We start from the raw sequence: 14,576 nt of genomic DNA, 5'->3' as shown, positions 1-14,576 counted from the left end.
CGGGCGTTAGCAAGACAGCCCGAAAAATTAACGTAAAGGGGACGGTTAATTAATGGCAGAGATTCTAAGCGGCGCTGGTGCTTTGGACGCGTTAAACAATGACGGCCAAGGAGGCGGCTCGGATAAGGACTGGACGAAGTTTAACGGCGGTTCTAAGTACGTTGTTAAAGTCATCGGCATGCACGATCTGTTCGCATTTTACAGCTACGGTATCTTCAAGCAAGTAAATTCCTTCGTCGCGAAAAATCCAAGCAAGAAGACGGATAAAGGGTTCCCTGTCGACAACTTGACGCCGTGGGACAAAGCGTTCCTTTATCATCGCGATAAATCAAAAGAGTTCGGGGATAAGCACTCAAACGAGGCCTACAAGTATAAGCCGGAGTTACGTTACGCGCTCGGATTCTTCGACCTTGATGCCGGCGAGCGAATTGTAATCGACGTATCTAAAAAGCAGGCGCAGTCAATACGGACGGCACTCGCTAAATACGAAAAAAAGATCGGAAAGCTAGCGTTTGAGTTGTCGAAGGATTCGAATGGTACCGCATCACTAACGCCAATCATCGACATGGACGAAGACTTGACGGATAAGCAGCGTAAAAACTTCGATGAGGCTCCGACCGAATTTAACATCGAAGAGTTTCACGGCATCCTTTACGAGCAGGACGAACAGCAAATGGTCGAATTGCTATCGAAGGCTGGCTTTGACGTATCGCTTATCGGCTATTCCGCTTCCGCAAACGATCCTAACGACGAAGCCGTGGAAATCTCGGAGGACGACGTTCCGTTTTAAGCGCGGGGCAGGACGGAAACTAAACGAAAAGGGGCGATTGGATGGCGCATTCAACGGAAAGAACCGGCGCGTACTCGGAGCTGGTCGCTATGACCGCTCTGACCGCGAACGGCTACACGGTATCGAAGCCGTTTACGAAGGAGAAGTACGATCTTATCGCGGAAGACCCACTCGGCCATACGGCGCGCTATCAAGTAAAAACGATCCACCGGCGCGCTGACCGTAATAATGACCTCGTAGTCTTCGCGACCACAGGCGGCGGCAAACGTTATAATCAGTCAGACTTCGATTATTTTATTGCAGTACTGGGAGATGAAAACGAGCCGCCGCGAGCATTCCTCTTTGAAAACACGGGGCAGCGCGAATATTGGGCGACTGAAAGCCGGGCTGCCAAGCGTTGGGTTGAGCTGTCAATTACGCTTAATCGCGCGCTACTGGCGGGTCTGGACATGACTACTTTAAACGAAGGAGTGACGCATTAATGGCGAAACTAAGCGGGGTTAAAATTGTAGATATGACGGCGGGCGAAGTGACGAAGGTAGCGTATGAAGGCGCGGAATATGAGCGCGCAGAACATCCGATCAAAAAGGACGATTTGATTCTGAATGTAGACGACCATGAGATCGATCTAACCATTGGCGCTTTTTACAAAGTAATATCGGTGGATAACTTTAACGAGGTACAGTTTCTTGACGACGAGGATGACGGAAGGGATCGACACGAAGACGACATCGACTTTGTACCTTTCCGCAAAGTCTCCGCCCAAGACCCAACGCTTGAGGCGCGAGTCGGCAAGCTAGAGTCCGATGTGGCTACGTTAAAGGGCGAGCAGGGGCCGACCCTGAAATTTAAAGCTGGCGATAAGGTGCGCGGTAAACCAAACGGAGAAAAATTAACGCTTAAAGAACGTATGCCGCAATACGACGGTATACACGGATTAGCGTGGAACACAGAGGAGTATTCTTCGGATAAGTGGGTCGGCGAGAACCAAGTCGAACTAATCGAAGAAAAGCCGTTGGCGGTCGGAGATTACGCGAAGGTTGTACCGCATAACAACGACATTGGATTCGGGGGCAGCCCGGGCGACATCGTGATTATTCGCGATAAAAGAGTTGACCGGTATAGAACAAAAGAACTCAGCGGTGGGAATTATCACGGAAATCCGTGGGTTAAAACGGAAGGGTTAGTCCGCGCAACTGACGAAGAGGTGGCTGAAGCAAAAGCCGCGCATTTTGAAGTCGGTGACTACGCAAAAGTGGTCGGCAGAACGTATCTAGGCGACATCAAGACGGGAGCTGTCGTAAAGATTACGGAAGACGCCGACGAGGACGGCGATTACGAAATCGAGCTTCTCGACGGCAGCGACCATGATTACGCCCAAGTAACCTCGCTTGAAAAGGTTGACGCCGATAAAGCAGCGATCATCGATAAATGGGCGAAGATCGGGCGCGGTGTTAACGAATATAAAGAGGGCGACATCGTAACCTTGCCGGGCCCTTTCGTTTTATGTTCCGCAGGGGAAGTAGATTCCGTCGGGGAGGTACTTGTGGTACGCCGGTTTGACGGGGGTTTCGACACAATGCACGCGTCAAAAGCCACGTTGATCGCCCCCGTTGAATCCCGTGTTGACCGCAACTAAGAAGGAGCGTGGTTCCTATCGCAAAGCTACGTTTAAACATCGATAAGCCTACGTCGGCGGCGCCTAATGAGCGTGTAAAGAGCGCCGTCCAGGCCCGCAAGGCAGCGGAGACGATTGACGAGGCTTGGGCGCGCATTCTATCTAACGATAAATTGGCAGCGGCCGACAGACGAAAATTGGACGAAGTAAAGGCGGCTATGGATGCGGGGGTTATCGGTCGTGATCCCCGCGACGCCGTCACGAAGGCTGGCCGTCCTAAAGCGTTTAGTAAGGCGGAAGCGCTGCGGCTGTATCCGGGCCTCCTCGAAAAGAAGCGCGCTGATATGCTCGCTAAAATGGTCGCGGAAACGCCGGACAATTACTGGCTGATTACGACAAAGGCGGGACTTGACGAATTTCTAGCGCTACTGGCCGCCGAGGATGAAATCGTATTTGACGTCGAAACAACGGGCGTCGACATCTTTAACGACTACATCGTCGGCCACGTAATCAGCGCGGTCAAAGCGGACGTACACGCGTATATACCGACCAAGCACGTTACGGAGGCGGCACAGCTCGACCATGACTACGTGACTGAGCGCCTAAAGCCGTATTATGAGGACGGACAGCTCGGCAAGATCGCCCATAACGCGAAGTTCGACATTCATATGTTGGCGCGGGAAGGCGTGACGTTGCGGGGGCTTACGTGGGATACACAAGTCGCGATGCACGTACTAAACGAAAACGAGCGGGCACAGGGTGGCAATTATCAGCTAAAGAGTCTCGTCACGAAATACCTAAAGATACCGTCCTATACGTACGGAGACTTATTCGGCTCTAAAGGATTCCACGAAGTAGGCGATCTGACGCAAGCCTTAGCATACGCGGCCAAGGATGGCGACGTGACGCTTAAATTACGGAACTTTCAAAAGGCCCACCTCGAAAAGATAGACTTGCTGAGTTACTACAACGAAGTGGAAAATCCGGTCATTGACGTAACAATCGAAATGGAGTCGGCGGGCTTCGTTCTTGATCGCGAAAAGGCAGCGGAACTAGGTGACGAGCTGCGGCAGGAGCTTGACGAAATTTCCGCTAACCTCACGGAAGAGTTCGGGGACGTTAACTTAAACAGTCCCGCGCAATTATCTAAGCTATTTTTCGAGGAACTAAAGCTCGACCGACACTTGCCTAAAGGCTACAAGCTCTCAACCGACGTTAAGACGCTTAAACTATTGGCGCCGCACCATTCCGGCATCAAGTTACTACTAGAATATCGCGAGAAATCGAAGTTGCTCGGCACATACATCGACGCATTGCCGTCACTGGTTCAGGCGGACGGGCGCGTACATGGGACGTTTCAGCAGGACGGTACGGTGACGGGGCGCTACGCCTCGAAGTCGCCAAACCTCCAAAACCAGCCCGTTTATGCGCGTAAGCTATTCGTAGCACCGCCGGGCCAAGTCATTCTTAGCGGAGACTTTTCGCAGCAGGAGCCGCGCTTTCTCACGCACTTTACGCAGGAGCCGGTGTTGTTGGACGCCTATCGAAGCGGCAAGGACTTATACTCCACGGCCGCGAGCGAACTGTTTAAGCTACCGATTGAGGAGTGTGGCGACGGATCAAAACCGCGGAAGATGATGAAAACGGGCATACTCGCGGTCATGTACGGTGTAGGCCCGAAAACCCTAGCGGAACAGCTCGATATTAGCGAAAAGGAAGCGAGAGATTTCGTTGAGAATTTTTACGAGACATATCCGCGAGTGAAAGCGTGGATTGACAGCAACGAACAGTTCGCGAAAAAGTACGGCTATGTAAAGATGTTGTACGGGAGGAAGCGCCGATTGCCCGAAGCTAAGTCCCGCGATCGTTTCGTACAGTTTCGAGCGATGCGGCAGGCAACAAACGCTATAATCCAAGGCAGCGCGGCCATACAGACGAAAAAGACAATGATCGAGCTACAGCGATTATGTCGTGCAAAAGGATGGCAGATGGCCTTCTCAGTCCATGACGAAATCGGCGTGTATGCGAACGAGGATTTGACGATAGAGGACGTACGCGACTTCGAAGCGGTCTTCTTAAATACTGTGAAACTATCAGTACCAAACAAGACCGACGTCGAAGTGAGTAGAAGGTGGGGAGAGGGTAGATCGATTGAAGAATGGTTCAATTTGTTAGCTTAGATAATAAATCGTACGCAGAATGGTCGCCACCGTACCACTTTTCTATAATTTCTTCAGTTTTAAGAGTAAAAATATCTTTAACAAACTGTGCCTCTAATTGGTTTTCGCCAGGCAATACGTAATCTTTCAACGTAGATTTTATCCAACTATGATTAGCATGATTGCTCACTAGGGGTAGTTTAATAAGGATTAAATATAGCCTTTCAGTATCTAACTCTTTTATTTTCAATATTATCACCTCTTCACAAGTTTACTAGATTATACCACACATTTATAAATTAGGAGCGTGATCTTATCGCGATAATCAAAGGACAGGACGCATTGAGCGGACTAGACGTAACCGCCCCGGAACAGAAGTTCGCGGAAATAATCGCGCAGGATTTTAACGACATGCTAGCGGAGTTCCACCGGCACCCGCAGCCTTACGATGACGAAATGGACGCGGAACTGCACGAACAATATGCGGCTGTCTTACGCGAACAATTGGCGGAAGTGAACGGTTGGCGCAAGTATTTGTACGCGCCGGACGGAACGAGAAGGCCCGCTTTTAGCCCGTCGTCGTCCGGCAACAGCGACCGCGAACTGTACGAAAAGGCGGTCGGAGGACGTAAGGCGGCTGATCCGCAAGTACCAACGCCTAATCAGCGCGATTGGACTGGACTTGGCAGCGTCGTGGGGGAATATATACAGCGCGAAATGTTGCTGATAGAGCGCCACTTCGAAAAGTTGACGGGGAAGAAGCCGAAGTTTCGATTTGAACGGACAGCACGAAATGAGCCAGCCTTTGAACACTTCGTTAAGGTAGTTAAGGAGTGCGAGTACGAGGGTGAGAGATTTGCGCTCAACGGGCTGCCGGACGGAATTATGATTTACACCGCGGACGACGGAACGGAATGCCGCGTCGGCCTAGAGGTCAAGTCGTTCCAAAAATCTTACGCGGAGTTTAAGCGGCTCAACGCACCTAAAGAAGGACACGTCTTACAAACGTATTGCTATTCGGAAATGTACGGACTCGATTACTACATCGTACTGAATCATCTTACGTATGGAGCTAAGTGGGCTGACGACATTAACCGAAACAAAACGTTCGGACTTTACGTTACGCAGGATAATCGCGACCAAGTGCTGACAAAGTTTGCGAGGGTAACGAAGGCTTGGCGCACTAAGGAGCCACCGGAAATCGATTTAATCAGCGAGTGGCGTTTCAACAAATATAAGACTGCGATTGCTAAGTCGACGACGGACGAAGAATTTGCGCGGCACAAACGACAGCTAGAACGCGTACTTGCGAGTAGAATGCCGGACTGGAAAAAGTTGCAGCTACAAGAGGCCGTTCAGTTTATCGAAAAAGTTCGCGAAGGGACGGCGGCCAATGGCGACTAAACCGAAGCCCTTCCGTATACTCGGACTTGACCTTTCGATCACATCGCCAGGCTTCGCGGTAGTCGACGTTAAAAAGGGCGCGCCTTCCCTCGTCACGACCGCCCACTTTACGACAGCGGCCGCCACTCCGCAAGCCTTACGGTATGAGGAGATCGAAGCCTTCGCGCTACTATTTATCCGCGATCATATGCCGTTTGATGTGGTGGTGCGCGAAATTTGGCCGCCGAGTCGCAACTATGCGCAAAACAATAAGATTCACGGAACTTGGGCGTCTGTTGAACGCGCGCTACATCGATACGGGTACGAAGTCGACGTCCATGTGACGCCTGCTAACGTTAAGAAGACGGTAACTGGAAACGGGAATGCTAAGAAGCCGGAGGTAGCGCAAGGTGTGCGAGACATCCTACGACTAGAAGAAGATTACGCGTTTAAGACGGACGACCATAGCGATGCTGCTGCGGTGGCGTTGACGTACTGTGTACGCGAAAAATTAATAACGATAGGGGAGGACGATTGAATGAAGTATTTCGGGTACCTTGGCGCAGGTTTTTGGGCGTTGTTGCTGATTTTGTTCCTGGTTGATGTTTATGATCCTACTCCGGGTGTCATTTTTAACGCGATGTTTATGTCGATACTTGCCTTCGTATTCATGGTGCTGCTTTTTAATGAGGTATGCGAACGATGAGTGACTACACGCCCGAACAAGAACTCGCTTCACGTAAGCAGTTCCTTCGTTACATCGAAGAGTCCGTCCACGATGCGCGCTTTAACGTCGAATTTCTCCGCAAAAAACTCGCAGAAGCGGAGGCCGATTACGATGAGAAAGTGCGCGGTATGGCCCGACAGTTATCGCTCATTTGCCGCTTAGAAGAACAAATTAACGCGAAGGAGGACGAATAATGTTCGCAGTTATCGCGCTCATATGCCAGGTATTCGTATTCTTTGCCGTGACCATCGCGGCCCTAAACGATGAGGTCGACAATAAGTTCGCTATTTTTATCGCATGGCTCGCCGTGGCCGTTCCGACCGTCTGGATTGCGCTGGCGGTGCTTAATTAATTTCGACTAAGGGAGGAATCTGATTGACAACTATTACAAAAAATGAAGGTAAAAGAAGATTGCCGTTTGATAGAGTGAGGCTAGAAAAATTCGTTAAACGCATGACATCAGATTACCCACAACTTAGATCAGAAACAATTACTGATCGTTTAATTCCTGCCATAGAGTCTCGTGAAGAGTACAAAGCAAGCAGCATAACGGATCAGATTATTATGGCCATGCTCGAAAACATCGATATGGGAAGGCCTGAATGGACTTTTGTTGCCGCTAAAACCTATTTACATCGACTGTATAAGGAAGCTTCCCGTAACCGTGTGTACGACGCAGAGCAAAAGTACGGAGATTTTTACGGCTTGCTAACATCATTAACAAACAAAGGAATATATTCTCCTCTAATTCTACAGCGGTACTCAAAGGAAGAAATCGCTGATCTCGCGGAAATAATCAACCCTTCTCGCGACGAGTTGTTTACCTATATAGGAATCGTCACGCTACACGACCGCTACTTAGCCCGCTATAAAAACGAAACATACGAACTACCCCAGGAGCGCTGGCTGATTATCGCAATGCATCTTATGGCCGATGAGCCTTCGGATAAAAGAATTGAGCTTGTAAAAGAAGCTTATTGGGCCTTATCTAATCTCTATATGACTGTTGCAACCCCTACCATGGCTAATGCAGGCAAGACATACGGTCAACTGTCTAGTTGTTTCATAGATACAGTGGAGGACAGCCTAGAAGGTATTTACGACAGCAATACGGACGTCGCTAAGCTGAGTAAAGGTGGGGGCGGAATCGGCGTTTACGTAGGCAAAATCCGCGCAAGAGGTTCCGACATTCGTACGAACGTAGGCGCGTCTTCCGGTGTCATTCCGTGGATGAAGCAGCTTAATAATACCGCGGTGAGTGTCGATCAAGGCGGAGTTCGTAAAGGCGCGATTGTTGCTTACTTAGACGTTTGGCACAAAGACATATTTTCGTTTCTTGATGCGCGACTTAACAATGGAGACGAGCGCCTTCGGACACATGACCTTTTTACAGGCGTTTGTCTGCCGGATTTGTTTATGGAGAAAGTCGAAGCTCGCGGCGATTGGTTCCTTTTTGATCCGCACGAAGTCCGCAAGGTAATGGGTTACTCACTCGAAGACTTCTACGACGAAAAAGAGGGAGACGGACAATTCCGTCAGCGTTACGAAGAGTGCGTACAAGAAAACGCGCTGTCCAAGGTGAAAGTCCCCGCTATCGACATTATGAAGCGAATTATGATTTCGCAACTAGAGACGGGAACGCCTTATATGTTTTATCGCGATGAGGTTAACCGGAAGAATCCGAACAAGCACGCTGGGATGATTTATAGCTCAAATTTATGCGTGGAGATAAGCCAGAATATGTCCCCGACTACGGTAGATGAGTCCTATACGGAAGACGGAAAAATTATTACGATAAAGAGTCCGGGAGACTTCGTAGTATGCAACTTGTCTTCAATCAATCTTCCAAAGGCCGTCACTGACGACGTATTAGAGCGCTTGATCGCGATAGAGGTTCGGATGTTAGATAACGTAATTGACCAAAACAACATCGAGGTTTTACAAGCTCAACTAACGAATCAGAAGTATCGCGGCGTAGGACTCGGAACATTCGGATGGCACCACCTACTGGCGCTAAAAGGAATCGAATGGGAATCGGACGAAGCTGTCGAGTATGCTGACGCACTATACGAAAAGATCGCGTACCTTACGATTAAAGCAAGCGCGGACTTAGCGGTGGAGAAGGGCGCCTACCCTGCGTTCGAGGGAAGCGATTGGCAAACGGGAGAGTACTTTAAGCAGCGGGGATATGGCGGAAACTGGGTGAGTCTGAAGAAGCAAATCGCGGAAACCGGTATTCGTAACGGCTATCTACTCGCTGTCGCTCCGAACATGTCTACGGCAATTATCGCGGGAAGTACGGCGTCAATCGATCCAATATTCAACGTGGAATATAGCGAAGAGAAGCGCGACTATAAGATTCCAGTAACGGCGCCCGACATTACGTACGAAACATGGCAAATCTATAAGAAAACAGCGTATCTCATCGACCAAAAGACGAGTATAGCTCAGAATGCCGCTCGACAGCGCCATATAGACCAGTCACAATCATTTAACCTTTACGTCACGAACGACATTAAGGCCCGAGACTTACTCGACCTGCACCTTACTGCGTGGAAAAATAAGCTGAAAACAACGTACTATATCCGCTCAACCTCAGATGAAGTCGAAGCGTGCGAGTGGTGCCAGTGACTACGGAGTGACTAACATCAAGAAAACATGGAAAAAGAAAGGGGAATCCGCTTGAATATTAACAAACGCCACATCATGGATGCCGAGGCTCCTAACAAGTCTACCGCGATCATAAACGGGTTATCCTCGAATGTCCTTAATTGGGACGACGTACGGTATTCGTGGGCTTACCCGAAATATAAGCGCATGCTGTCGAACTTTTGGACGCCATTTGAAATATCGATGTCTAGCGATATTCAGCAGTTTCCGAAGTTGTCGGATGCCGAAAAGGATGCGTTTCTTAAAATTATTGGATTGCTTGCGTTGTTAGACTCGATTCAAAGCGACTATGCCGGTAAGGTCGCGGACTATCTCACTGACTCGTCCCTTAACGCGCTCATGATTATGTTGGCGCAGCAGGAAGTTATCCATAACCATTCGTACTCTTACGTATTGTCGAGCATCGTTGACAAAGCGAAACAAGACGAGGTTTTTGACTACTGGCGAACTGAACCTACCTTACGTAAGCGAAACGATTTCGTGACGGAGGGCTACCGGGCTTTTGCCGAGGAGCCTAGTGTGGACAATTTTTTAAAGTCAATCATTTACGACGTGATTCTCGAAGGCCTGTTCTTTTATTCAGGGTTCGCATTCTTTTACAACTTGGCTAGAAATCAAAAGATGGTTGCAACTAGTACAATGATTAACTATATAAATCGCGACGAACAAATTCACGTGGATTTATTTGTCAAGATATTTAAGGAAGTTCTTGCGGAGTACCCGGAGTACGATACGCCTGAATTAAAGGCTTTCGCACAAGACACTTTCCGCCGCGCAGGTGAGTTGGAAATCGAATGGGGCCGAACAATTATCGGTGACAAGATCGATGGGATTGCGATGGCCGATCTTGAGCAGTACATCAAGTTTTACGCAAACGTACGATGCAGTCAGATGGGCTTCGGTAAAGAGGCATTCCCAGATGCCCCACACAAAAATCCGCTACGGTGGATAAAGGCTTACGAAGACGTAGATAGCGGAAAGACCGATTTCTTCGAGCAGAAGCCGCGACAATATACAAAAACAGGTATTGATAACGGATTTGATGACTTATAAGGAGGCGACGCAATGACCCGACTAGACATCGCGATAGCCGCAGCAGTCCTCGCGGTCTTCACGCTATTCAACGGAGTTTACAACGGAATATACTACGGAGTCCTAACGCTAATCGTCCTAGCCGTCTGCAATTGCGCTGATTCGCTAAGGACGATAGCTGACGAAATTAAAACGAAGGAGGGCGCAGAATGAGTGTTTTCATCTTCGGGGTAGCTTACTACGCGGTAATTAGTCTCGGTTTCCTATCTCTTATTGTGTTGATCGGATGGCTGTGGTACCTAGTCTTAAATAAACTTTATATGACGTGGAAAGCGACGCATCAGATATTTGAGTATTTTGTTTATCGTAAGAAGTTCAAGGCGTGGCTAAAAGATAACGAAACCCAACGATACCACACACCTAATGCGGAGAACGAACGTTGAACCTAAACGAAGGCCAGCGAGTATACGCACGAAACTTTCACGTTAACGGGACGGGCGTGGTCGTTTATATCGCGCCTACCCGTGATCGCGAAATGTTGCCCGTGCAGGTCGAAATGGACGAAGGTGACGAAGACGGCCATCGCATGTATCGATTTAAATATGACGAAGTGGAGGCGTTGTGATGACGAATTTAACAGCGAAAATCAAACAGTGGGCGGTTGACCGTAATCTCCATACCGCGAACCCTGACAAGCAAATGCTTAAATTGTTCGAGGAACTAGGAGAATTGGCCGAAGGTATGGCGAAGGATCGTCCGTCTCAAATAGCGGACTCTATCGGAGACATCTACGTTGTGCTAACGATTCTTTCCGCGCAACTAGGCATCGACATCGAGGAGTGTATCGCGCTCGCTTACGACGAAATCAAAGCTCGTCGCGGAAAAATGGTGGATGGAGTATTCGTAAAGGAAGCGGACTTATGAGCGAATCAATCTACGTGTTGGTCGATAAGAATGGCAAAACCCCAACGAAGTCTAGCGGTTGGAAAGATAAGCGAAAACTGCTCGTTTATACGTCAATAGGGCGAGCGAAGGCGGCTATTAAAGCGCGAAGTCTGAACGAAGAGGATTACGATATTATCGAGTATACACCGAAGGAGGATCAGTGATGGCCGATAAGCTATGGAAGTTTTCGTGGGACTGCGGTAGATCAGGAAGAGTCGAATCAGTATTCGTCGCGGCAGAGGGAGATGTTAATGGCGTTATTGGAAAGAACGTTAATTTCGGAGAAATCCTCGGTAAGCATAGCGAGGTGTACGGGACTATTGAAGAATCGGATATTACTAAACTGAATGTATCTGATGAGGTAGTTAAGGAAGTTACCGCAATTCTAGGGCGCACATGGTCAGGTCACAATCCGCTAGATTATTACGACGAGGAGGGCGATGAATGACGAAATTAGGCATTTTAGATCATGGCTATATCCGCTTGGTAGACGTAATGGGCAGCGACCTCACCGTCGTTAACGCTGCCCGCGTATCATACGCGAAAGAATCTAGCGAACTATCTGAACGAGACATCCGGCTTATTAAGTTTCTTGCGCGGGAAGGCCATACGTCACCTTTCCGCCACGCCATCGCACAATTCGAAATCTACGCTCCGTTGATGGTCGCACGCCAATGGTGGAAGTACGTAATTGGATCGGCTCATGCGGAAGGTTCCGGCGATTCCCTAGACGCTTGGAACGAAAGCTCGCGGAGATATATAACGGAGGAACCAGTATTCTACGTACCGCGTGACGATGAGTGGCGGTCAGTACCGGAAAGCTCTAAGCAAGGTAGCGCTGAGCCTATAGCAAAGTCGATTGGAGCCGAATACTCTAGCGAGTTGCATCAGTTAATCGCATTAGGAGAGACTCTTTACGATAAAGCGATAGCTGACGGTATTTGCGCGGAACAAGCACGCCTATTCCTTCCGGCTTACGGAATGTACGTCCGCTGGTACTGGACGGCCTCTCTACAATCCGTTTGCCACTTTCTCGCCCAACGGCTGGAACACGATGCGCAGAAGGAAATACAAGAATATGCCAAGGCGATCTTAAAATTGATCGAGCCGCATTTCCCTGTCGCGGTGGGTGAACTACTATCCGATTAGTCGTAGCAATAGCGCTATGTAGCGCCCAACTCGCGATACAGACGATAAACGACGTAGAAAGGACGGTGGCCGAAGTTGACGAAGAAGAACCCGCAGGCGAAATACAGCCCGCCGAAGACGGAAGCGGAGAAACTGACGGAGCTACAGCGGACGAGGACGCGGCAACAGTCGAGGAAGAAGAGTCCGACGATGTCGACGGATCAGTGGATAGAAGCGATAGCGGTGTTGAGCGTTCCGATATTGACGGTGGTAGCGATACTGCTAATGCTTCTGCCGATTGGCTAACCTACGAAGCTACGGCCTATATCGCGCTATGTGATTCTGGATGTTCGGGCGTTACAGCGACCGGCATCGATGTCCGCGGCTCGATTTATCACGGAGGTGACCGTATTATAGCCGTTGATCCGTCCAGCATAGCGCTAGGCTCGAGGGTAGAAGTACGGTTAGCCGACGGCACGACATTTACGGCACAGGCGCAAGACACTGGCGGTGCAATTAAGGGAGCGAAGATAGACGTTTTAGTGGCGACGGAAGCAGAGGCGTGGGACTTCGGTAGGCAAAGCGTAGAACTGCGTATATTAAACGATTAGGAGGCGGTAAGATGGCGAAAACACACGTAATCGATGGCGTTACTTACAAAGAGGTGGCGCGGATGGCAAAAGAAGGAGATAAGGTCGTTCACGTTGACGACGGTATTGTTACGGAAGTGGAAGATGTTGGGGTTAGCATATCGGGATACACTTGTCCGGAAACCGGAGACGAGGTCATCAGAATAAGCGAGGGCTATTACCGCGTACTCGAACCAACAGCGCCGACCGACGAACTACTCGAAATCACCGCCAATTTAACTCGCCGCGTCCACGAACTTGAGCGCGAAAATAAGCGCCTACGCGACGATGTAACGGAAACGCTCGGCACTATTACAGACTTACTAAGACGCCGCGACCATCGCATTGACGAAATCGAACGGAAGGTATTCGACACTTCCGCACTTAAAACGTATAGCTTAGCCGATTTAAACGGAAAGCAAGTAACGTTATTGCACGGACAAGACGGCGGATACGAAATCTTGTCCGCGAAAGATGAGGACGGAAACTTTTATGTAATTTCCGAAAAGGAGGCGTGCGAATGACGCTAAAAATCGCTTTGACTGGCGCTGCTAGGAGCGGTAAAGGCGAGGTGGAACGCATTCTATGTGAAGATTACGGGTTTACAGCGTTTGCATTTGCTTCCGGCGTCAAGGACGGTTTCCACAAGGAGAATCCGCATATACCGCGCCATCCGAAGCCTCGCCGCGGATACATCTTATACGGACAGTATAAGCGCTACACACACGGAGAGGATTATTGGATTCGTGAAGTATTTAACAAAATTTACGATGAGCAACGCAGGCGAGCTGCCCTTGCACTTGCGCCGCTATTTCCGGTGTTGGGCGACGTCCGCCAACGTAACGAATACGACCGTTGCCGCGCGGAAGGTTACACGATCATCCGCGTTGAGGCCGATGACGTCACGCGCCTAGAGCGTATGCGTGCGGCTGGCGACCGTTTCAATATTGACGACCTTAAGCACGATACCGAAACGCAGCTAGACGCATTTGAGGCGGACTATGTCATCAATAACGGCGCGGGCGTTACGCTAGACGATTTAAAGCGCCAAGTGGATGCGATTATGGGCGAACTAATCACGCAAAGCAAACGCGTAGGTGCCGGGCGGGTACGCTAAATGAGCCTGTTTAGACGCTTCGCCGTCTCCGATCATATAAAAGCGAATTGGCGGCGCATGCTTATCGAGATTAGCGCCCTTTAGGATCGCGGCTGCACGTTTACAATAGGCGCGGTTGTCGAACTTGAACGGCTCGACGTCGGCGGAAACGTCCTCAGGCTTGGCTACGATAAGCCTCTGCGCCTCTAGGTCGTAGCCCATCGTCAGGAAGAAGCCGGTCTTATCTGGCAACTTGATTATACGCCGCGCATCAGCGGAAACATAAATACGGCCCTGCGAGTCCAGCGTAATGTAGGCGGCGGTATTATGTGAGCTTATCCACGTTATTGACACGTTATCACCTCGATTATTAACGATTATTACGACTATTTTATGCGA

At 49.5% G+C, this 14,576-nt stretch carries 21 protein-coding genes; 19 read left to right on the top strand and 2 right to left on the bottom strand.

Annotated features, from left to right (window positions below; genetic code table 11):
* Window positions 1-52: 52 nt before the first annotated feature.
* From V5G21_RS00790 to V5G21_RS00775, 4 genes are read left to right on the top strand one after another with little or no spacing between them, the layout of a single operon-like run.
* Window positions 53-790, top strand: coding sequence for a hypothetical protein (locus tag V5G21_RS00790; RefSeq protein ID WP_338465122.1), 738 nt, complete (start codon window positions 53-55; stop codon window positions 788-790).
* Between the two features lie 41 nt (window positions 791-831).
* Window positions 832-1,272, top strand: coding sequence for a group I intron-associated PD-(D/E)XK endonuclease (locus tag V5G21_RS00785; RefSeq protein WP_338465121.1), 441 nt, complete (start codon window positions 832-834; stop codon window positions 1,270-1,272).
* Window positions 1,272-2,429, top strand: coding sequence for a hypothetical protein (locus V5G21_RS00780; RefSeq protein ID WP_338465120.1), 1,158 nt, complete (start codon window positions 1,272-1,274; stop codon window positions 2,427-2,429). Before V5G21_RS00785 ends, V5G21_RS00780 begins: the two co-directional genes overlap by 1 nt.
* 8 nt (window positions 2,430-2,437) lie before the next feature.
* A complete protein-coding gene (locus V5G21_RS00775) occupies window positions 2,438-4,588 on the top strand; it encodes a DNA polymerase (protein WP_338465119.1) in 2,151 nt (716 codons plus the stop codon).
* Here V5G21_RS00775 and V5G21_RS00770 read toward each other — a convergent pair.
* Window positions 4,572-4,817 (bottom strand): hypothetical protein, encoded by a 246-nt coding sequence (locus tag V5G21_RS00770; RefSeq protein ID WP_338465118.1) that lies wholly within the window; start codon window positions 4,815-4,817, stop codon window positions 4,572-4,574. The two genes, V5G21_RS00775 and V5G21_RS00770, sit on opposite strands and share 17 nt — an antisense overlap.
* 92 nt (window positions 4,818-4,909) lie before the next feature.
* Between V5G21_RS00770 and V5G21_RS00765 the strand changes: the two genes are divergently transcribed.
* The 15 genes from V5G21_RS00765 (at window position 4,910) to V5G21_RS00695 (ending at window position 14,198) form a co-directional block, all read left to right on the top strand.
* Window positions 4,910-5,971 carry a hypothetical protein gene (locus tag V5G21_RS00765; RefSeq protein WP_338465117.1) on the top strand — a complete coding sequence of 354 codons (1,062 nt, stop codon included), beginning with the start codon at window positions 4,910-4,912 and terminating at the stop codon, window positions 5,969-5,971.
* A complete protein-coding gene (locus tag V5G21_RS00760) occupies window positions 5,961-6,488 on the top strand; it encodes a crossover junction endodeoxyribonuclease RuvC (protein ID WP_338465115.1) in 528 nt (175 codons plus the stop codon). Before V5G21_RS00765 ends, V5G21_RS00760 begins: the two co-directional genes overlap by 11 nt.
* Window positions 6,489-6,656 (top strand): hypothetical protein, encoded by a 168-nt coding sequence (locus V5G21_RS00755; RefSeq protein ID WP_267522316.1) that lies wholly within the window; start codon window positions 6,489-6,491, stop codon window positions 6,654-6,656.
* A complete protein-coding gene (locus V5G21_RS00750) occupies window positions 6,653-6,871 on the top strand; it encodes a hypothetical protein (RefSeq protein ID WP_338465114.1) in 219 nt (72 codons plus the stop codon). Before V5G21_RS00755 ends, V5G21_RS00750 begins: the two co-directional genes overlap by 4 nt.
* Window positions 6,871-7,029, top strand: coding sequence for a hypothetical protein (locus V5G21_RS00745; protein ID WP_338465113.1), 159 nt, complete (start codon window positions 6,871-6,873; stop codon window positions 7,027-7,029). The genes V5G21_RS00750 and V5G21_RS00745 overlap by 1 nt, the downstream gene beginning before the upstream one ends.
* A gap of 23 nt (window positions 7,030-7,052) precedes the next feature.
* Entirely contained in the window at window positions 7,053-9,308 is a 2,256-nt protein-coding gene (locus V5G21_RS00740) for a ribonucleoside-diphosphate reductase subunit alpha (protein ID WP_338465112.1), read from the top strand.
* Window positions 9,309-9,383: 75 nt separating this feature from the next.
* On the top strand, window positions 9,384-10,400 hold the full coding sequence (locus V5G21_RS00735; RefSeq protein ID WP_422397443.1) for a ribonucleotide-diphosphate reductase subunit beta: 1,017 nt from the start codon (window positions 9,384-9,386) through the stop codon (window positions 10,398-10,400).
* A gap of 418 nt (window positions 10,401-10,818) precedes the next feature.
* Window positions 10,819-11,004 (top strand): hypothetical protein, encoded by a 186-nt coding sequence (locus V5G21_RS00730; RefSeq protein ID WP_338465111.1) that lies wholly within the window; start codon window positions 10,819-10,821, stop codon window positions 11,002-11,004.
* Window positions 11,004-11,303 (top strand): MazG-like family protein, encoded by a 300-nt coding sequence (locus V5G21_RS00725; protein ID WP_338465110.1) that lies wholly within the window; start codon window positions 11,004-11,006, stop codon window positions 11,301-11,303. The genes V5G21_RS00730 and V5G21_RS00725 overlap by 1 nt, the downstream gene beginning before the upstream one ends.
* The gene (locus tag V5G21_RS00720) at window positions 11,300-11,488 is read left to right on the top strand and encodes a hypothetical protein (protein WP_338465109.1); all 189 of its coding nucleotides are present in this window, start codon (window positions 11,300-11,302) and stop codon (window positions 11,486-11,488) included. Before V5G21_RS00725 ends, V5G21_RS00720 begins: the two co-directional genes overlap by 4 nt.
* A complete protein-coding gene (locus tag V5G21_RS00715; protein ID WP_338465107.1) occupies window positions 11,488-11,772 on the top strand; it encodes a hypothetical protein in 285 nt (94 codons plus the stop codon). Before V5G21_RS00720 ends, V5G21_RS00715 begins: the two co-directional genes overlap by 1 nt.
* Window positions 11,769-12,473: an FAD-dependent thymidylate synthase gene (gene thyX / locus V5G21_RS00710; protein WP_338465106.1), complete on the top strand. Its 705-nt coding sequence runs from the start codon at window positions 11,769-11,771 to the stop codon at window positions 12,471-12,473. Before V5G21_RS00715 ends, thyX begins: the two co-directional genes overlap by 4 nt.
* 65 nt (window positions 12,474-12,538) lie before the next feature.
* Window positions 12,539-13,063 carry a 3D domain-containing protein gene (locus tag V5G21_RS00705; RefSeq protein WP_338465105.1) on the top strand — a complete coding sequence of 175 codons (525 nt, stop codon included), beginning with the start codon at window positions 12,539-12,541 and terminating at the stop codon, window positions 13,061-13,063.
* Between the two features lie 11 nt (window positions 13,064-13,074).
* Window positions 13,075-13,605 (top strand): hypothetical protein, encoded by a 531-nt coding sequence (locus V5G21_RS00700; protein WP_338465104.1) that lies wholly within the window; start codon window positions 13,075-13,077, stop codon window positions 13,603-13,605.
* Window positions 13,602-14,198 (top strand): dephospho-CoA kinase, encoded by a 597-nt coding sequence (locus tag V5G21_RS00695; protein ID WP_338465103.1) that lies wholly within the window; start codon window positions 13,602-13,604, stop codon window positions 14,196-14,198. Before V5G21_RS00700 ends, V5G21_RS00695 begins: the two co-directional genes overlap by 4 nt.
* Here the strand turns inward: V5G21_RS00695 and V5G21_RS00690 are convergent.
* Entirely contained in the window at window positions 14,154-14,531 is a 378-nt protein-coding gene (locus V5G21_RS00690; protein ID WP_338465102.1) for a hypothetical protein, read from the bottom strand. The genes V5G21_RS00695 and V5G21_RS00690 overlap by 45 nt on opposite strands.
* Window positions 14,532-14,576: the final 45 nt, after the last annotated feature.

The sequence above is a fragment of the Shouchella rhizosphaerae genome (assembly GCF_036700015.1).
Lineage (GTDB): Bacteria > Bacillota > Bacilli > Bacillales > Bacillaceae_D > Shouchella > Shouchella rhizosphaerae.
This window is presented reverse-complemented; position numbering and strand designations above follow the sequence as displayed.